Genomic DNA, 19,147 nt, shown 5'->3' with positions numbered 1-19,147 from the left:
ATGGCATGAAACTGAACCAATTGGACCACGGCATTTCGGGCGAGGGCGGCGACGCCCTCGTCACCGGTTTCGCGATCGACCATCGCAAGGTCGCCCCCGGCACCATCTTCGGCGCTTTTCAGGGCGCACGGGTGAATGGCGAGGACTTCATCGCCGATGCGGTGCGCAGCGGCGCGATCGCGGTCGTCGCGCGGCCCGGCGTGACCGTCGAGGGCGCGGTGCATATCGCGTCGGACGAACCCCGCGCCGCCTTCGCACAATTGGCCGCCGCCTTCTTCGCGCCGTTCCCGGCCACGGCGGTGGCGGTGACGGGCACCAACGGCAAGACCTCGACCGTCGAGATGACGCGCCAGCTCTGGCGCATGGCCGGGCATCACGCCGCCTCGATCGGCACGCTGGGCGTGACCACCGCCGACGAGCGGACCTATACCGGGCTGACCACGCCCGATGTCGTCACCTTCCTGTCCAACGTCGCTGGCCTCGCGCGCGAAGGGGTGACCCATCTGGCGTTCGAGGCGTCGAGTCATGGCCTGACCCAGTATCGCACCGAGGGGCTGGAGGTGTCGGCGGCGGCCTTCACCAATTTGTCGCGCGATCACCTCGACTACCATGGCGATATGGGCGCTTATCTGGCGGCCAAGATGCGGCTGTTCTCCGAGGTGCTCTCGCCCACCGGGACAGCGGTCGTCTGGGCCGATGACGTCCAGAGCGGCCGGGTGATCGATCTGGCGCGCGCACGCGGCAACAATCTGATCACAGTCGGCACGCGCGGATCGACGCTGAAGTTGGTCGAGCGGCATCCGACGCTGCTTGGCCAGGGCCTGGTGATCGAAGACGAGCATGGCGCGACCCACAAGGTCCAGCTGCCGCTGATCGGCGCCTATCAGGCGGCCAATGCACTGGTGTCGGCCGGCCTCGTGCTGGCGACCGGCGGCGATGTCGCGACGACGCTGGCCAATCTTGCCCGGTTGCAGCCGGTGCGTGGCCGGCTGGAACGGGCTGCCATCGCGCGCAGCGGTGCGCCGGTCTATGTCGATTACGCCCATACGCCCGATGCGTTGGAGGCCGCCATCGCGGCGCTGAAACCCCATGCCGGCGGTCGACTGATCGTGGTGTTCGGCGCGGGCGGCGACCGCGATCCCGGCAAGCGCGAGGCGATGGGGCAGGTCGCCTCGATGCAGGCGGACCGGGTGATCGTCACCGACGACAATCCGCGTACCGAGGACCCCGCCGCGATCCGTGCGCAGGTCATGCGCGGCGCGACCGGGGCGATCGAGATCGGCGACCGCCGCGAGGCCATCGCCGCCGCCATCGCCGAGGCGGGCGAGCAGGACATCGTCCTGATCGCGGGCAAGGGGCATGAGCAGGGCCAGATCGTCGGCGATCTCGTCCTGCCCTTCGACGATGTCGCGGTGGCGCGCGAGTGCGCGGTATGACGACCGCCGCCAACGTACCCGCCGCCGAGCCGGTCGAACCCCCCGTCGCGGTGGCGAACGACGCCACGCCCGTGCCCGCGCCGATCGCCGCCAAGCCCGTCGAGCGGCCTCGTCGCAAATTGTCGCTGCATTACGGCGCGCGCCCCGGAGAAAAGCCATGAGCCTGTGGACCGCCGACGAGATCGCCGCCGCGACCGGGGGACAGGCGTCGGGCGCGTTCGCGGTCACGGGCGTCGCCTTCGACAGCCGCGAGGTCGGACCGGGCGATCTGTTCGTCGCGATGCTGGGCGAGGCGACCGATGGCCACCGCTTCCTCGATCAGGCCTTTGCACAGGGCGCGGCGGGTGCGCTGGTCAGCGCCGATACCGCCCACCCGCACGTCCAAGTCGCCGACAGCTTTCGCGCGCTGGAGGATCTGGGCCGTGCCTCGCGGGCGCGGACCGAGGCGACGATCATCGGCGTCACCGGATCGGTCGGCAAGACCAGCGCCAAGGAAGCGCTCTACGCCGCGCTCGAACGTGGCTGGCAGGGGCGGGTGCACCGCTCGGTCAAGAGCTACAACAACCATACGGGCGTGCCGCTCAGTCTGGCGCGGATGCTGCGTGACGTTCGCGCGGGCGTGTTCGAGATGGGGATGAACCATGCGGGCGAACTGTCCGCGCTGACCGGGATGGTGCGCCCGCACATCGCGATCGTCACCGCCATCGCGCCCGCGCATACCGAATTCTTCGCCGACGAATCCGCCATCGCCGACGCCAAGGGCGAGATCTTCCGGGGGCTGGAGCCGGGCGGCACCGCGATCATCCCCTATGACAGCCCGCATCGCGACCGGCTGATCGCCGCCGCCCGGCCCTATGCCGCGCGGATCGTGACTTTCGGCTTCGATCCCGCAGCCGACGTCCATGCGATGGAGGCGATGCGCGGCCCCAATGGCGGCAGCTTCGTCACCGCCCGGATCGGCGAGCGCGAGTTGAACTTCACTCTGTCGCAGCCGGGGCGGCATTGGGTGTCCAATGCGCTGGCGGTGCTGGCGGCAGTCGACGCGGCGGGCGGCGATCTGGGCTTGGCGGGTCTGGCACTGGCCGAACTGGGCGGGCTCGCTGGGCGCGGCGCGCGGTTCCGGGCCGGCAACGGCGCGCTGATCATCGACGAAAGCTATAACGCGAACCCCGCCTCGATGCGCGCCACGCTGGCGGTGCTGGCCGAGGAGCCGGGGCGGCATGTCGCCGTGCTCGGCGAGATGCGCGAACTGGGCGACGACTCGGCCGACTATCACGCCGGTCTCGCCGAACCGATCCTCGCCGCCCGCGTCGAAAAGGCGCTGCTCGTCGGCGAATCGATGGCGCCGCTGGCCGCCGCGCTTGAGGGGCGGGTCGATTTCGTCCATGTGACCGACGCAAAGGCCGCGCACGCCGCGCTGGCCTCGATCATCGCGCCCGATGACGTGGTGCTGATCAAGGGGTCCAACGGAGTCGGGCTGGCGCGCGTCGTCGCCGCTCTGGGCCAGGAATCTCGACGGGGCGGGGCGCAAGGATAATGTTGTACTGGATCGCGGAGCATCTCGGGTTTCCGGGCCTTCTCAACCTCATCCGCTATCTGTCCTTCCGTTCGGGCGCGGCGATCGCGACCGCGCTGCTCATCGGCCTGATCATAGGTCCACGCTTTATCGGCTGGCTGCGCGTCCGCCAGGGCAAGGGGCAGCCGATCCGCGCCGACGGGCCGCAGACGCACCTCGCCAAGCGCGGTACGCCGACTATGGGCGGGCTGATGATCCTGACCAGCATGGCGATGTCGATCCTGCTGTGGATGGACTTGAGCAATCCCTTCGTCTGGGCGTGCCTTTTCGTGACGCTGGGCTTCGGCGCGATCGGGTTCCTCGACGATTATGACAAGGTCCGCAAAGCCTCGACCGCCGGCGTATCGGGGCGGACGCGGCTGTTGCTGGAGTTCCTGATCGCGGGCATCGCGGCGTGGATCATCATGGGGCAGAACGGTACGCCGCTCTATCTGCCCTTCACCACGCGCATGTACATCGATCTGGGCATTTTCTACCCTGTCTTCGCCGCCTTCACGATCGTGGCGTTCGGCAATGCGGTGAACCTGACCGACGGCCTCGATGGCCTTGCGACCATGCCGGTCATCATCGCCAGCGTGGCGTTCTTGGTCATCGTCTATCTGGTCGGCAACGTGAAGTTCGCCGATTACCTCGGCATCCCGCATGTCCCGCGTGCCGGTGAGCTCGCCATCTTCTGCGGTGCGGTGATCGGCGCGGGTCTCGCCTTCCTCTGGTTCAACGCGCCCCCGGCGGCGGTGTTCATGGGCGATACGGGCAGCCTGGCACTGGGCGGCGCGCTCGGCACCATCGCGGTCGTCGCGCATCACGAGATCGTGCTGGGCATCATCGGCGGCCTGTTCGTCGTCGAGGCGCTGTCGGTGATCATCCAGGTCTTCTTCTACAAGCGGACCGGCAAGCGCGTGTTCCGCATGGCACCGATCCACCATCATTTCGAACAGCTCGGCTGGTCGGAGCCGACGGTGGTGATCCGCTTCTGGATCATCGCGCTGGTGCTGATGCTGGCGGGCCTGTCGACGTTGAAGCTGCGATGATCGTCGCAAGCGACTGGGCGGGCAAGACTTTCGCGGTGCTGGGGCTGGCGCGCTCCGGCGCCGCGACCGTTTCTGCGTTGTTGGCCAGCGGGGCGGACGTACTGGCTTGGGATGACGATGCGGCAAGGCGCGAGGCCGTGTTCGCGCAATGGGGGCATTTGAGCGGCGAGCGGCTGTTCATCGACGATTTTTCCGACTGGATAGATCCAGAGATTGACGCACTGATCGTCTCGCCGGGTGTTCCGCTCAACATTCATCCGCTGGCGGCCGCCGCGCGCGCGGCGGGAGTGCCCGTCATCGGCGACATCGAACTCTTCGCCCAAGCGCGAAAAGACCTGCCGCCGCACAAGGTCGTTGGCATCACCGGCACCAACGGCAAGTCGACCACGACCGCGCTGGTCCATCACATCCTGAAGACGGCGGGCGTCCCGACCCTGATGGGCGGCAATATCGGCCTGCCGATCCTGGGGCAGGAGCCTCTGCCCCGAGGTGGGGTCTATGTGCTGGAGCTGTCCAGCTATCAGATCGACCTGACGTCCAGCCTTGATTGCGACGTGGCGGTGCTATTGAACATCACGCCCGATCATCTCGATCGCTATGACGGCTTTGCGGGCTATGCCGCCTCCAAAGCGCGCCTGTTCGCGATGCAGTCGGCGGGCCATGTCGCGGTGGTCGGCACCGGCGACGAGGCCTCGGCCAATATCGCGCAAGGGCTGGCGGGCCGCACCGACGACCTCGTGACGATCGCGCCGGACATGGTGATCGACCAGCGCCGCTGGCCGGCGCTGCAAGGGCCGCACAATGCCCAGAACGCGCAGGCCGCCATCGCGGTGGCGCGGGCGCTGGGGATCGACGCGGCCGCGATCGAGGCCGGACTGGCCAGCTATGCCAGCCTGCCGCACCGGATGCAGCATGTCGCCACCCGGCATGGCGTGGCCTTCGTCAACGACTCCAAGGCGACCAATCCCGAGTCCACCGCGCCTGCCCTGGCGGCCTTCCCCCGCGTCCACTGGATCGTCGGCGGCAAGCGCAAGGGCGACGACCTCGACGCCTGCGCCGCGCATCTGGATCATGTCGTCGCGGCTTATACGATCGGCGAGGCCGCGCCGTTGTTCTTCGACCTGTTGAAGGACAAGGTCCCGGTGGTCGAGCAGTCGGGCACGCTGGAGGCAGCCGTCGCGCATGCCGCCGCCGCCGCGCGGCCGGGGGACACGGTCCTCCTGTCGCCGGCCTGCGCCAGCTTCGACCAGTTTCGCGATTACGAAGGGCGCGGCGATGCCTTCCGCGCCGCCGTGGAGGCGCTGGCATGACCGACCGCACGCCCAAGGCACCGCGTCCCGGCCTGATCGGATCGATGAAGGGACGCGGTGGGCGCGGCGACCGCTCGCCGCTCGGCACCTGGTTCTGGGACATCGACCGGGTGCTGCTGCTGCTCACCCTATTCCTGATCGCGATCGGGCTGATCGCGGTCGCTGCCGCCAGCCCCGCGACCGCGATGCGCTATTCGGGCGAGCATCGGAAGTTCACGCCGCTCTATTATTTCTGGCGACAGGTGATGTGGGTCGGCGTCTCGCTACCCGTGCTGTTCGGCGTGTCGATGCTGCCGGTCGTCACCGCGCGGCGCATGGCGGTGCTGGGCACCGGCGTGCTGATCGCGATCCTGGCGGTCACGCCCTTTATCGGGGTAGAGATCAACGGCGCGCGGCGCTGGATCGGGGTGGGCATCGCGCAGTTCCAGCCGTCCGAGTTCCTGAAACCGATGTTCATCGTGACGACCGCCTGGCTGTTGTCGCTGAAGGCCAAGGAACGCGATCTGCCTGCCACGCTGATCACCATGGGGATGACCGGGCTGGTCGCGGGGCTGCTGATGCTGCAACCCGATTTCGGGCAGACGATCGTCTTCTGTCTGGTCTGGATCGCGCTGCTGATGATCTCGGGCACGCCGATGCGCGTGATGCTGGCGATCGGGTCGCTGGCGCCGATCGGGCTGGTCATGGCCTATATGTTCTATGGCGTGGCGCGCAGCCGCATCAACGCCTTCCTGTTCCCCGACGTCGATGGCGAGGGTGCGGCCGACCATTTCCAGGTCAATGCCGCGCACAACACGCTGACCGCCGGGGGCTGGACCGGTACCGGGCCGGGCGGCGGTGCGGCCAAGTTCGGCCTGCCGGAGGCACATACCGACTATATCTATTCGGTGATCGGCGAGGAATTCGGGCTGATCGCCTGCGCCATCATCGCGCTCGTCTTTCTGGCGATCGTGGTTCGCGTATTCGTGAAGCTGCTTGACGAACAGGACGAGTTCAAGCTCTACGCCGCCTCCGGGCTGGCGGTGCAGTTCGGCGCGCAGGCGCTGATCTCGATGGCGGTGAATACGGGGCTCGCTCCGTCCAAGGGGATGACCCTGCCGTTCATCAGCTATGGCGGCTCGTCGATGATCGCGCTGTCGATCGGGATGGGGTTGTTGCTGGCATTCACCCGGCGCAACCCGTTCCTGACGCGCAGCCCCTATGTAGTCAGGTGGAGCGGGCAATGAGCCGTCACTTCGTCCTCGCCGCCGGGGGTACCGGCGGCCATATGGTCCCCGCCGCCGCGCTGGCGGCCGAGCTGACCCGGCGCGGGCACCGCGTGGCGCTGGTGTCGGACGCACGTGGGGTACGCTTTCCGGGGCTGTTCGAGGATATCCAGACGCATGTCCTGCCCGCCGGGCGCTTTGCGGGCGGGCCGGTCGGCTGGGCCAAGGCGCTGCGCGAGATGTGGCGCGGCCGGGCGATGGCGCGCGAACTCTACAAGACCTTCCGCCCGGCGGCGGTAATCGGGTTCGGTGGCTATCCGGCGATGCCCGCGCTGCTGGCGGCGTTCGCGGAAGGCATCCCGACCGCGATCCACGAGCAGAACGCGGTGCTGGGCCGGGTCAACCGGCTGGTCGCGGGCAAGGTCGATGCGATCGCCTTGTCCTATGAGGATACGCAGCGGTTGAATGCCAAGCATGCGGCCAAGACGCGGTTGATCGGCAATCCGGTGCGCGACCAGGTGCTGGCGCTTCGGTCGCGCCCCTATCCGCTCCTGGAGGAGGACGGTATCTTCCGCGTCCTCGTCACTGGCGGCAGCCAGGGGGCGAGCATCCTCAGCCAGGTCGTGCCCGATGGGCTCGCCATGCTGCCGGTCACCTTCCGGCGGCGGTTGCAGGTGACGCATCAGGCGCGGATCGAAGACATCGACGCGGTGCGCGCCAAATACGCCGAGCATGAGATCCCGGCCGAACTCGCCACCTATCTGCCCGACCTGCCCGAACAGCTCGCCTGGGCGCATCTGGTGATCGCGCGGGCCGGGGCTTCGACGCTGGCCGAGCTGACGGTCGCGGGTCGCCCGGCGATCCTGGTGCCGCTACCCAGCGCGACCGACGATCACCAGACGGCGAACGCGCGCGAGATGACCAGGGCGGGCGGCGCGCGGACGATCGCGCAAAAGGACTTCACGCCGGTCGAACTGGCCAAACAGATGCAGAAGCTGGGCCTCGACCCGGCGGCGCTGGAGAATGCGGCGGGCCGTGCCCGCGCCTGCGGCCGGCCCGAGGCGGCGAGCGATCTCGCCGATCTGGTCGAAAGCCTCGACGCGCCGCGCATGGTCTTGCCGGTGGGCAAATCACAAGGGACACGGAATTTGGCGGGAGCAGGCGCATGAAGGGCGTCGCCACGGATATCGGCACGATCCACTTCGTCGGGATCGGCGGTATCGGCATGTCGGGCATCGCCGAGGTGATGAAGAATCTCGGCTACCGGGTGCAGGGCTCGGACGTGGCCGAGGGCTATGTCGTGCAGGGCCTGCGGGACAAGGGTATCCCGGTTGCCATCGGCCATGCGGCGGACAATCTGGGCGATGCGGCGGTGGTCGTGACCTCGACCGCGATCACCCGCTCCAACCCCGAAGTCGAAGCCGCGCTCGAACGCCGCATCCCCGTGGTACGCCGTGCCGAGATGCTGGCCGAGTTGATGCGGTTGAAGTCCACCGTTGCGGTGGCGGGCACGCATGGCAAGACGACGACCACCTCGATGGTCGCGGCGCTGCTCGATGCCGGGGGCGTCGACCCGACCGTCATCAATGGCGGCATCATCAACAGCTATGGCTCGAATGCCCGTCTGGGCGCCTCCGACTGGATGGTGGTCGAGGCGGACGAGAGCGACGGCAGCTTCCTGCGCCTGGACGGTACGATCGCGGTCGTGACCAATATCGATCCCGAGCATCTCGACCATTATGGCTCGTTCGACCGGGTGAAGGACGCGTTCGTAGAGTTTGTCGAGAATGTGCCCTTCTACGGCGCGGCGCTGCTGTGCCTCGACCACCCGGAGGTGCAGAACATCCTGCCGCGCGTGCGCGACCGGCGCGTCGTGACCTATGGCTTCTCGGCGCAGGCGGACGTGCGCGGCGTCAACGTCACGCCGATCCCCGGCGGCAACCGGTTCGAGGCGATCATCCGCCACCGCGACGGCTCCAGCCGGTCGATCGAGGGGATCGAGCTGCCCATGCCTGGCCGCCACAATGTCCAGAATGCGCTGGCCGCGATCGGCGTCGCGCTGGAGCTGGGCATCGACGACGCGACCATCCAGCAGGGCTTCGGTCAGTTCGGCGGGGTCAAGCGGCGCTTCACCAAGGTCGGCGAGATCGCGGTGGACGGCGGCACGGCGACCGTCATCGACGATTACGGCCATCATCCGGTCGAAATCCGCGCGGTGCTGGCCGCCGCCCGCGAAGGCGCGCGCGGTCGCGTGATCGCGGTGGTGCAGCCGCATCGCTTCACCCGTCTCGGCAATCTGATGGAGGAATTCCAGACCGCCTTCAACGACGCCGACCGCGTGCTGGTGACCCCGGTCTATGCGGCGGGCGAGCAGCCGATCGAGGGCGTCGACGCCTCCGCGCTGGTCGAGGGGCTGAAGCGGCGCGGGCATCGTTCGACCGCGACCGTGGCCGACGCCGACGCGCTGGCCGAGGAACTGGCGGGATCGATCCGCGCGGACGACATGATCGTCTGCCTGGGCGCGGGCGACATCACGAAGTGGGCGGCTGGTCTGGCGAGCGCGATCGAGGCGCGCCGATGAACCTGCCCGACACCGCTGGCCGACTGACCCCGGCAGCGCCGCTGGCGCCGCTGGTGTGGTTCAAGGCGGGCGGACCGGCCGAATATCTGCTGGAGCCCAAGGACGTTGATGACCTGTCGGCGTTCCTGAAGAAGCTCGGGGGCGAGGTGCCGGTCATGGCGTTGGGCCTAGGCTCCAACCTGATCGTGCGCGACGGCGGCGTGCCGGGCGTGGTGATCCGTCTGGGCAAGCCGTTCAGCTATGCGCGGGCAGGGGAGGGGCACCTTATCACCTGTGGCGGCGGCACCTCGGGCATTCTCGTCTCGTCCAACGCGCGCGACGCGGGTATCGGCGGGCTGGAGTTTCTGCGCTCGATCCCCGGCACGGTCGGCGGCTTCGTGCGGATGAATGGCGGTGCTTACGGTCGCGAAGTGGCGGACGTATTGGCCTCCGCCACCGTCGTTCGCCGCGATGGTACAGTCGAGACGCTGGGCGTCGCCGATCTCGAATACACCTATCGCCACTCCAACCTGACCGACGGCACGGTGGTGGTCGAGGCGACCTTCCGGGGCTACGCCGCCGAACCCGCCGACATCCAAGCAGAGATGGACCGCATCGCCGCCGCGCGCGAGGCATCGCAGCCGCTACGCTCCAAGACCGGAGGGTCGACTTTCAAGAACCCGGATGGCCACAAGGCCTGGGCGCTGGTCGATGCGGCGGGCTGTCGCGGGCTGACGCTGGGCGATGCGCAGGTGTCGGAGAAGCATTGCAATTTCCTGCTCAACCTCGGCAACGCCACCGCGGCGGAGATCGAGGCGCTGGGCGAAGAGGTCCGGACCAAGGTGAAGGCTCAGTCGGGCGTGACGCTCGAATGGGAAATCCAGCGCGTTGGGGTGGCGAAGTGAAGACGGCATCCCCATTCCTCCCCATCTCCGATGGGGAGGGGGACCGCCGCGAAGCGGTGGTGGAGGGGCGAGGGGCTTGCCCCTCCACCAGCTTGCGGCTGGTCCCCCTCCCCAAGCATAGCTTGGGGAGGATTGAAGAAGACTCCACGCAAACAACAAGGATCGCGTGATGCATATCGTCGTACTGATGGGCGGCTGGTCGGCGGAGCGGCCGGTGTCGCTGATGTCGGGGGCGGGCGTCGCCGATGCGCTGGAGCGGAACGGTCACCGCGTCACCCGGATCGACATGGACCGCGATCTCGCGGCCAAGCTGGTCGAGGCCCAGCCCGACCTCGTCTTCAACGCGCTGCACGGCTCGCCCGGCGAGGATGGCACGGTGCAGGGGATGCTCGACCTGATGGGCATTCCGTACACCCATTCGGGCCTCGCCACCTCGGTCATCGCGATCGACAAGGTGCTGACCAAGCAGGCGCTGGTCCCGCATGGCATCCCCATGCCCGGCGGTCGCATCGTGAAGTCGGAGGATCTGTTCGCCGGTGATCCGTTGCCACGCCCCTATGTGCTCAAGCCGGTGAATGAAGGCTCCTCGGTCGGCGTGGCGATCGTCACCGACACCAGCAATCATGGCAACCCGATTGCCCGCGATGCGAGCGGCCCCTGGGCCGAGTTCGAGGAATTGCTGGCCGAACCTTATATCCGCGGCCGCGAACTGACGACCGCCGTTCTAGGCGGCCGCGCGCTGGGCGTGACCGAGTTGAAGCCCAAGAACGGCTGGTACGATTTCGACGCGAAATACACGGACGGCCTGACCGAGCATGTCTGCCCCGCACAGATTTCCGACGAAATCGCCGAGGCCTGCAAGTCGCTCGCGCTCGAGGCGCATCGTATCCTGGGCTGTCGCGGTGCCTCGCGCTCCGACTTCCGCTGGGATGATGAGCGCGGCGTCGACGGGCTGTTCCTGCTGGAGGTCAACACTCAGCCCGGCATGACCCCGCTCAGCCTCGTGCCCGAGCAGGGCCGCCATGTCGGCATGGATTACGACACGCTGGTCCAGGCGATCGTCGACGAGGCCGTCGCCTGGTACAAGGATCAGGCGGGATGAGCCGCACGATCAAGCGCGGCCCGCCGCCGCGCCGCCCGGCACCGCGCCGTCGCCAGCCGGTCAAGCGCGCGACGCTGAGCGAGCGGTTGCTCGCCAAGGTGCCGGTCAGCGAGGAGACGATCAAGAAGGCCGTCACCTGGACGATCCTCGGCGGCGCGGGTGCGGCGGTGCTGGCGGTCGCGACCTATGTCGGCGTGCCCGGCATGATCGGCACCGCGATCGCCGAACAGGCGGGCCATGCCGGTTTTCGCGTCCAGCAGATCGAGGTGACCGGCCTGAAGCGCATGGACCGGATGACCGTCTATGCCGTCGCACTCGATCAACAGAGCCGGGCGATGCCGCTCGTCAATCTGGAGGATGTCCGCGCCAAGCTGCTGCGCTACGGCTGGATCAAGGACGCGCATGTCTCCAGGCGGCTGCCCGATACGCTGCTGGTCGATATCGACGAACGCAGCCCGGCGGCGGTGTGGCAGGATAATGGCCAGCTGACCCTGATCGATGCGAGCGGCGTGCTTCTGGAACCGGTGCGGGCCGAAGCGATGCCCGACCTGCCGCTGATCATCGGCCCGGGCGCCAATCTGCAGGAGCCCGCCTATCAGGCACTCCTGTCCGCCGCGCCGGCTCTTAAACCGCGTGTGAAGGCGGCGACCTGGATCGGCAATCGTCGCTGGGATCTGACCTTCGACAGCGGCGAGACGCTGGCGCTACCCGAGGAGGGCGCGGGCGCGGCGCTGATGAAGTTCGCCGCGATGGACGGCTCGCGACCGCTGCTCGGGCGTGGCTGGCTGCGCTTCGATATGCGCGATCCCGCAAAGCTGGTTGCGCGCAAGCCCGGTTTGAATCAGAATCATGCGCTCGCTGATCCGGCAAAGGCCGGGGGCGGTGCCGCCGATGTCGCACCCGGGAATGGCGCGGAGGCGGCAGCGGCCGAAGGGGCATCACAGGGGTAGCAAGGTCATGGCAAAGATTGCACCCGAAGGGTTGATCACCGCGCTGGACATCGGGTCGTCCAAAGTGTCCGCGCTGATCGCGCGCAAGGGCGATGGCGGTGAACTGATCGTGCTGGGCACCGGCCAGCGCGAGAGCCGGGGCGTCAAGCGCGGCTATATCGCCGATATGGGCGCGACCGAGGCGGCGGTGCGCGAGGCGGTCGAACAGGCCGAGCGGATCGCGGGGCTGAATATCGAGAATGTCTGGGTCGGCTTCTCGGCCGGCGGCCTGGTGTCCGACGTCGCCGAGGTCGAGTTCGAGCTAGGCGGCCATCAGGTCGAACAGGGCGATATCGACGCGCTGCTGGCGGCCGGGCGCAACTCGATCGACCCGCAAGGTCGCATGGTACTACACGCGCAGCCCGCGCTCTACACGCTCGACGGGCTGACGGGGGTGAAGAAGCCGCTGGGCCTCCATGCCGACCGGCTGGGCGTGCACATCCATGTCGTCGCCGCCGACGGCTCGCCGGTGCGCAACCTCGATCTGTGCGTCCGCTCGGCGCATCTGGAGGTGAAGTCAATCATTGCGGCACCCGTCGCGACGGGTCTGGCCTGCCTGTCCGACGAAGAACGCGAACTGGGCGTCGCACTGGTCGAGATGGGGGCGGGGATCACCAATGTCTCGCTGTTCGCTGGCGGCATGCTGGTCGGTCTCTGTTCGCTGCCGATGGGCGCGGCGGACATCACCGACGACGTCGCTTCCGCCTTCGGCACACGTCGGCAGATGGCGGAGCGGATGAAGTGCTTCCACGGCTCAGCCAACGCCTCCCCGCGCGACAATCACGACATGCTCCAAGTGACGCCGATCTCGGCCGAAGACGGCGGCGACACGATGCAGATCACCAAGGCACAGCTGATCGGCGTGATCCGCCAGCGGCTGGAGCATCAGATGGGTGAGATTCGCAAGGCGCTCCAGCATCTGAAGTTCGAGGGGCCGGTCGGGCGTCAGGTCGTGCTGACCGGTGGCGGCGCGGAGCTGAAGGGCATTGCCGACTATGCGCAGCAGGCGCTGGGCCGCTCGGTCCGCATCGGCCGGCCGCGCGGGCTGGCCGGTCTGCCCGATGCGCATGGCGGGCCGGCTTTCGCGACGCTCGCGGGTCTGGCTTTCTATGCCGCGACCGACCCGATCGACCTGCGCAGCATCGCGCCGACGAACCAGACGGTTCACCGGCCGAGCGGCATGGGGCTGTTCCGGCGGCTGATTCAGGCGGCGAAGGCGAATTATTAAGCAAATTGGCCCGATGCTGGGCAGTTTTGGGTTGGCACCGGGCGGGTCGCTGGTGCACTAACAGTTATTCAGGGGCCCGGTCTTAGCGTATCGACCGGGAACGGCGGAGTAGAATTGGGATGAGCATCGAATTCATCGCACCCGAGGTCGACGAACTGACGCCGCGTATCGCGGTGATCGGTGTCGGCGGTGCCGGCGGCAACGCGATCGCGAACATGATGCGCGCCGAGGTGCAGGGCGTGGATTTCCTCGTCGCCAATACCGACGCGCAGGCGCTGAAGCAGTCGATCGCGCCGCGTCGCGTCCAGCTGGGTGCCAAGATCACGCAGGGGCTGGGCGCCGGCAGCCGTCCGGAAATCGGCCGCGCCGCCGCCGAGGAGACGATCGAGGATCTCTCCAAGATGCTCGAGGGCAGCCACATGTGCTTCATCGCCGCCGGCATGGGCGGCGGCACCGGCACCGGTGCGGCCCCGGTCATCGCCAAGGCGGCGCGTGACATGGGCATCCTGACCGTCGGCGTCGTGACCAAGCCGTTCGCGTTCGAGGGCAATCGTCGCGCCAAGTCGGCCGATGGCGGCATCGAGGAACTGCAGAAGTACGTCGATACGCTGATCGTCATCCCGAACCAGAACCTGTTCCTGATCGCCAACGCCAACACCACCTTCAAGGAAGCGTTCGCGATGGCGGACGAGGTGCTGCAGCAGGGCGTGCGCGGCATCACCGACCTGATGGTCATGCCGGGCCTCATCAACCTCGACTTCGCCGACGTCCGTTCGGTGATGCAGGAGATGGGCAAGGCGATGATGGGCACCGGTGAGGCCACCGGCGACAATCGCGCGATCGAAGCAGCGCAGAAGGCGATCGCCAACCCGCTGCTCGACGGCGTGTCGATGCAGGGCGCCAAGGGCGTCATCATCTCGATCACTGGCGGCGACGACATGCGCCTGCTCGAAGTGGACGAGGCGGCGAATCACATTCGCGAGCTGGTCGATCCCGAAGCCAACATCATCTGGGGTTCGGCGTTCAATCCCGAACTGGAAGGCCGCATCCGCGTGTCGGTGGTCGCCACCGGCATCGACGCCGATGTGAAGCCGGGTGCCGCCGCGCCGGTCGAGGCGCAGCGCAGCAGCTTCAGCATGGGCGGCATGGCGCGCAAGACCGACGACACGCCCAGCTATCGCCCGAGCGAGCCGACCGCCGCCACCCCTGCGTCGCAGGTCGCCACCCCGGCCCCAACGCCTGCCCCCGTGGTGTCGCAGCCCGCACCGTCGCCCAGCGTGACCCCGGCCGCACCGGTGGTGACGCCGCCGCCGGCGCCGGTCGCGGCCCCCGCCGCGCCGCAGCCGGCGCCGGAGGACGAACTGGTCCTGGGTGCCGACACGATGGTCCCCGCCGCACCGGCGCAGCCCCAGGCCCCGACCCACAGCGCTTCGGTCGAGCCGGCGCCCGGTTCGGAAGAAGCCCGCCGCCGCTGGCTGGCCCCCGGCAGCGAGGCCGGCGAGGTGCCGGCCCAGCCCGCACCGCGCGTGAAGCTGGGTGGTACGTTGTTCGAGCGCATGTCGAACGCGGCGCGCGGTGCGCAGCGTGACGACAATGCGCAAGGATCGGGCGACTCGTCGCTCGACATCCCCCGCTTCCTGCACCGTCAGAACAACCAGTAAGCCGCTTTCGCTGGTCCGACTGGCGAAGACGTTGCAAAAGGGCCTGCCCGAGCGATCGGGTGGGCCTTTTTGTTGCTGCGCAGGCGTCGGGTGCGAGTGGCGGATGCGGCTCTATCTGCGGTAATGATCCCGATCGGAGCCGGGAAGCCCGAAACGAAATCACCCCTCCCCTTCAGGGGAGGGGACGGGGGTGGGGCCTATCCGCGAGCACGTCGTATGTGGAGAAGCCGGCCTCCCTTTTAGGGGGGGCGTCGTGGAATTGGCGTTTCTTGGCTCCTCACGCACCACCCTGGCGAAGGCCGGGGTCCAGATGCTGAACGCTTTCCATCGCTTATTGGCGCTTGCCTCGCTGGACCCCGGCCTGCGCCGGGGTGGTGTGCAGAATTTTGCATGATTTCCTGCGACGGAGGGGCGGGGGAGAGGCGCTTCCCCGAGCGCTTCGTGATGGGTGAGGCCCCACCCCAACCCCTCCCCTGAAGGGGAGGGACTTGCCTGGCGCCATCTACCATCCCTGTGATCGTGAAGGCATAGGGGACGGGAATGGCCGTCTGTCCCCCTCTCCGGGATATGCCGTTCTTCGATCTGCCGACGCCCTTGAAGACCTCGGAAGGATTCGGTCCAAGGAGCAGCGCCCCGTCCGATCCAAGCGTTGATGGCCTGACAGGGCTCGGCTGCGCTCTTAACCCGCCATCCGCGCTGATCCCCAGCTCGCCCCGGCCTTTTGGTCGACCGTGTGGAACAACCGGGCGCGCGGCGCGTGCGATCCCCATTGCCCGGCAGCGCGAAACGCGCTTTATGGGACCCAGTCCCATGACGCCGACCTTCCTTTCCCGCGCTTCGTTGGCGCTCGCCCTGATGCTGGCGACCGCTCCGTTTCCGCTTTTGGCCCAGGCGATGGTCCAGGCGCTTCCCGGTACGACCGATGCCGATCGGCTGGGGGACGTGATGCGCCGCGTGGCGCAGAACCCGCGCGACGTGAATGCGCTGATCGAAGCGGCACAGCTGTCCATCCATCTCGACGACCTGTCGGGCGCGGCCTCGCTGCTGGCGCGTGCCGAAAAGGTCGATCCGCGCGATCCCCGGATCAAGGCGGGCATGGGGTCGATCCTCGTCCGCTCCGAGCGGCCGGGCGAGGCGCTGCGTTACTTCGCGCAGGCCGAGGCGGCGGGACTGCCGAGCGCGCAGTTCGCGGCCGATCGCGGCTTTGCCTATGACCTGGTCGGCGATCAGCCCCGGGCGCAGCGCGAATATCGCACCGCGATCGCCAGCGCGCCGACCGACGAGATCATCCGCCGCTATGCGCTGTCGCTCGGCATTTCGGGGCAGCGCGAGCAGGCGCTCGAACAGCTCGACCCGCTGCTGCGCAAGACCGACCGCGCCGCCTGGCGCGCGCGCGCCTTCATCCTGGCGATGACCGGCGACATGCCCGAGGCGACGCGCATCGCCGCGACGATGATGCCGCCGCAACTGGCGCAGGGGCTGCAACCCTTTTTCCAGCGTCTGCCGACCCTGCCGGCGGTCGATCGCGCTTTTGCCGTGCATTTCGGCGAGACGCGCGCCACGCCCGAGCGACTGGCCGATGCGCGGCTGGCACCGGTTCTCCCCGCGCTGACGCCGACCACCGCGCCGGTACAGATGGCGACGACGACCCCGGTCGCAGCCCCCGTCGCGACGCGGACCGATCCGCGTCGTGCGGGCCGCACCACGGCGCGCGGCAATCGCGGTGTGGCGCTGGCGTCCAGCGTTCCCAGCACGACGCCGTCGCCCGCGCCGGTCCAGATGGCATCGGCCACGCCGGTGCGTACACCGACCGAGCAGCGCGTCACGCCCGCCGCCGCGCCCATGCGCATGGTTCAGCCGCTGCCCGGTTTCACCTCGTCCCTGCCGGCGGCAACATCCTCAGCGCCCGCCACCAGCGTCACGGCGACCGAGCCGGCGCGGCCCATGATCCAACCGCTGCCGGCGACGACACCGCCGACCCAGGTCGCGCAGGCCGCGACCGTGCAACCGCTGCCGACGCCCGCGACATCGGTCGCGCAAGCCACGCCCGTCACGCCGCCGGTCGAGATGGCACAGACCGCGACGACCGCACCGACCCCGACGGCGGTGGCCACCGCGATGATCCAGCCGCTGCCACCCCGGACCGAGGAACCCGCACCGGCGCCGAACCCCGTGGCTTCGGCACCGCGCCGCACCTCGCTGGCGGCGGCACGGGCGGTGCGTGAGGATTCGGTGCTGGCGAGGATCGTCGCCAATTTGTCGATCCCCGCCTCCGAACTCGGCGTCGAGGGGCCGGACCGCCCCGCCGTGATCGCCGCCAATACGCCGATGAGCAGCGGCTCGCAGCGCGTCCTGGCCGAGGCGAAGGCCAAGGCCGAGCGGGATGAGGCCGCGCGCGAAAAGGCGGCCGAAGTCGTCGAGCCGCCCGTCCGCGATCCCAAGGCGATTGCCGCCGAGCGCAAGGCCAAGCTCGCCAAGGCCGCCGCCGACAAGAAGGCGCTGGCGCTCAAAAAGGCCGAGGCCGAGAAGAAGGCGCTCGCCGACAAGGAAGCCGCCGAGGAGAAGCGCAAGGCGCGCGCCAACCCGTCGCGCATCTGGGTTCAGGTCGCGGGCGGCGCGAACGAGAGCGACCTGCCCAAGGCCTGGGCTGCGACCAAGGCCAAGGCGCCCGAACTCTTCGCCGGGCATCAGGGTTACAAGACGCCGCTGCGCGCGACGCACCGCGTGCTGACCGGCCCGTTCAAGACCGATGACGAGGCTCGGGCGTTCATCAACAAGCTGGCCAAGAAGGGCGTGTCGGCCTTCCCGGTCAGCAGCGAGGCGGGGCAGGCGGTCACGCGGCTCGACGCGAAGTAACGCGATGACCCGCTTCGCGCCCTGGGCGTCGTTTCCCGAGCAGAGCCGGGGACGCGGCCATGACGAGACCAAGGGGCTGGAGCGTGGCCCGCGTGACGCGTTCCAGCGCGATCGCGACCGGATCATCCATTCGATCAGCTTCCGCCGGCTGCGTCACAAGACGCAGGTCTTCATGGCCCCCGATGGCGACCATTTTCGTGTCCGCCTGACCCATAGCCTGGAGGTCGCGCAGATCGGCCGGACGATCGCGCGCACGCTGGGACTGAATGAGGACCTGACCGAGGCGCTATGCCTGGCGCATGACATCGGCCATCCGCCCTTCGGCCATGCCGGCGAGGATGCGCTGAAGGCGGCGCTGACCGATCAGGGCGGGTTCGATCACAACGGCCATACGCTGCGCACGCTGACGACGATCGAGCGGCCTTATCCGCGCTGGGACGGGTTGAACCTGACTTGGGAGACGCTGGAGGGGCTGGCCAAGCATAACGGGCCGGTGCGCCATCCCGGCTGGGCGCTGCGTGAGGCGGATGCCGACTTCCCGCTCGATCTGGAGAGCCATGCCTCGCTGGAGGCGCAGGTCGCGGCGCTGGCCGACGACATCGCCTATGACAATCACGACATCGACGATGGCCTGCGTGCCGGGCTGTTGACGCTCGACCAGATGCTGGCGGTGCCGCTGGTCGCGCGTGGCTGGGACGTGGCGCGGGCGAAATTTCCCGATGTCGCCCCCAAGCGGCTGGCGAGCGAACTGATCCGCTCGCAGATCGGGGTGATGGTCAACGATCTGGTCGCCGAGACGCGGCGGCGGATCGTCGAGAGCGGGGTAGGGGACGTCGCCGATGTCCGCGCCGCCGGCCGCGCGCTGGTCGGCTTTTCGGACGCGATGCGGGTCGAGGAGCGCGACCTGAAGCGCTTCATGTACGCCAATCTCTATCACCACCCGCGCCAGCTGGCGGCGGCGGATGCGGCGCATGGCATCGTCAAGGGGCTGTTCGCCGCCTATCGTGCCGACCCGGCGCTGTTGCCCGAGGAATGGCGCGAACGTCTGCCCGAGGGGGAACCCGAGCGCAGCCGGCATATCGCCGACTTCATCGCTGGCATGACCGATCGCTACGCCGTGCGCAGCTATCAGCAGATCGTCGGCCCGATCGACCTGCCCGAGGGGTTCTGACGCGCGACAATCTGCCAAAAAAACCCTCCCCTTAAGCGGAGGGGACGGGGGTGGGGCACCTCCCCAAGACGTTGCGCCGGTGGAGAGGCCCCACCCCAACCCCTTCCCTTAAGGGGA

Annotated in this window: 15 protein-coding genes; all 15 read left to right on the top strand. The window is 68.5% G+C overall.

Annotation, left to right across the window (positions count from 1 at the left end; translation table 11 throughout):
• The first annotated feature begins 5 nt into the window (after window positions 1-5).
• The 15 genes from ACQHGV_RS10495 to ACQHGV_RS10425 all read left to right on the top strand — a co-directional run bounded on the left by ACQHGV_RS10495 (window position 6) and on the right by ACQHGV_RS10425 (window position 19,030).
• Entirely contained in the window at window positions 6-1,436 is a 1,431-nt protein-coding gene (locus tag ACQHGV_RS10495; protein WP_409787264.1) for a UDP-N-acetylmuramoyl-L-alanyl-D-glutamate--2,6-diaminopimelate ligase, read from the top strand.
• Window positions 1,433-1,597, top strand: coding sequence for a hypothetical protein (locus ACQHGV_RS10490; RefSeq protein WP_440978150.1), 165 nt, complete (start codon window positions 1,433-1,435; stop codon window positions 1,595-1,597). The genes ACQHGV_RS10495 and ACQHGV_RS10490 overlap by 4 nt, the downstream gene beginning before the upstream one ends.
• Window positions 1,594-2,973 carry a UDP-N-acetylmuramoyl-tripeptide--D-alanyl-D-alanine ligase gene (locus tag ACQHGV_RS10485; protein ID WP_440978149.1) on the top strand — a complete coding sequence of 460 codons (1,380 nt, stop codon included), beginning with the start codon at window positions 1,594-1,596 and terminating at the stop codon, window positions 2,971-2,973. Before ACQHGV_RS10490 ends, ACQHGV_RS10485 begins: the two co-directional genes overlap by 4 nt.
• The gene (mraY, locus tag ACQHGV_RS10480) at window positions 2,973-4,043 is read left to right on the top strand and encodes a phospho-N-acetylmuramoyl-pentapeptide-transferase (RefSeq protein ID WP_183951726.1); all 1,071 of its coding nucleotides are present in this window, start codon (window positions 2,973-2,975) and stop codon (window positions 4,041-4,043) included. Before ACQHGV_RS10485 ends, mraY begins: the two co-directional genes overlap by 1 nt.
• A complete protein-coding gene (gene murD, locus ACQHGV_RS10475) occupies window positions 4,040-5,353 on the top strand; it encodes a UDP-N-acetylmuramoyl-L-alanine--D-glutamate ligase (RefSeq protein ID WP_440978148.1) in 1,314 nt (437 codons plus the stop codon). The genes mraY and murD overlap by 4 nt, the downstream gene beginning before the upstream one ends.
• Window positions 5,350-6,579 (top strand): peptidoglycan glycosyltransferase FtsW, encoded by a 1,230-nt coding sequence (locus ACQHGV_RS10470; protein WP_183951724.1) that lies wholly within the window; start codon window positions 5,350-5,352, stop codon window positions 6,577-6,579. The genes murD and ACQHGV_RS10470 overlap by 4 nt, the downstream gene beginning before the upstream one ends.
• On the top strand, window positions 6,576-7,727 hold the full coding sequence (gene murG / locus ACQHGV_RS10465) for an undecaprenyldiphospho-muramoylpentapeptide beta-N-acetylglucosaminyltransferase (RefSeq protein ID WP_440978147.1): 1,152 nt from the start codon (window positions 6,576-6,578) through the stop codon (window positions 7,725-7,727). The genes ACQHGV_RS10470 and murG overlap by 4 nt, the downstream gene beginning before the upstream one ends.
• Window positions 7,724-9,139, top strand: a complete 1,416-nt coding sequence (murC, locus tag ACQHGV_RS10460) for a UDP-N-acetylmuramate--L-alanine ligase (RefSeq protein WP_409787276.1) — start codon at window positions 7,724-7,726, stop codon at window positions 9,137-9,139. Before murG ends, murC begins: the two co-directional genes overlap by 4 nt.
• The gene (murB, locus tag ACQHGV_RS10455) at window positions 9,136-10,023 is read left to right on the top strand and encodes a UDP-N-acetylmuramate dehydrogenase (RefSeq protein ID WP_440978146.1); all 888 of its coding nucleotides are present in this window, start codon (window positions 9,136-9,138) and stop codon (window positions 10,021-10,023) included. Before murC ends, murB begins: the two co-directional genes overlap by 4 nt.
• Window positions 10,024-10,192: 169 nt before the next feature.
• On the top strand, window positions 10,193-11,125 hold the full coding sequence (locus ACQHGV_RS10450) for a D-alanine--D-alanine ligase (protein WP_440978145.1): 933 nt from the start codon (window positions 10,193-10,195) through the stop codon (window positions 11,123-11,125).
• Entirely contained in the window at window positions 11,122-12,075 is a 954-nt protein-coding gene (locus ACQHGV_RS10445; protein ID WP_440978144.1) for a cell division protein FtsQ/DivIB, read from the top strand. The genes ACQHGV_RS10450 and ACQHGV_RS10445 overlap by 4 nt, the downstream gene beginning before the upstream one ends.
• Window positions 12,076-12,082: 7 nt before the next feature.
• Window positions 12,083-13,342 (top strand): cell division protein FtsA, encoded by a 1,260-nt coding sequence (gene ftsA, locus ACQHGV_RS10440; RefSeq protein ID WP_409787284.1) that lies wholly within the window; start codon window positions 12,083-12,085, stop codon window positions 13,340-13,342.
• A 119-nt stretch (window positions 13,343-13,461) separates the two neighbouring features.
• A complete protein-coding gene (ftsZ, locus tag ACQHGV_RS10435; protein ID WP_440978143.1) occupies window positions 13,462-15,003 on the top strand; it encodes a cell division protein FtsZ in 1,542 nt (513 codons plus the stop codon).
• 810 nt (window positions 15,004-15,813) lie between these two features.
• The gene (locus ACQHGV_RS10430; RefSeq protein WP_440978142.1) at window positions 15,814-17,859 is read left to right on the top strand and encodes an SPOR domain-containing protein; all 2,046 of its coding nucleotides are present in this window, start codon (window positions 15,814-15,816) and stop codon (window positions 17,857-17,859) included.
• Between the two features lie 4 nt (window positions 17,860-17,863).
• Window positions 17,864-19,030 carry a deoxyguanosinetriphosphate triphosphohydrolase gene (locus tag ACQHGV_RS10425; RefSeq protein ID WP_440978141.1) on the top strand — a complete coding sequence of 389 codons (1,167 nt, stop codon included), beginning with the start codon at window positions 17,864-17,866 and terminating at the stop codon, window positions 19,028-19,030.
• Window positions 19,031-19,147 lie beyond the last annotated feature (117 nt).

The organism is Sphingomonas pseudosanguinis (genome assembly GCF_052056765.1).
In the GTDB taxonomy this organism is placed as follows: domain Bacteria; phylum Pseudomonadota; class Alphaproteobacteria; order Sphingomonadales; family Sphingomonadaceae; genus Sphingomonas; species Sphingomonas pseudosanguinis.
Note: the sequence above shows the minus strand (reverse complement) of the source record. Positions and strands in the feature narration are given on the sequence as shown.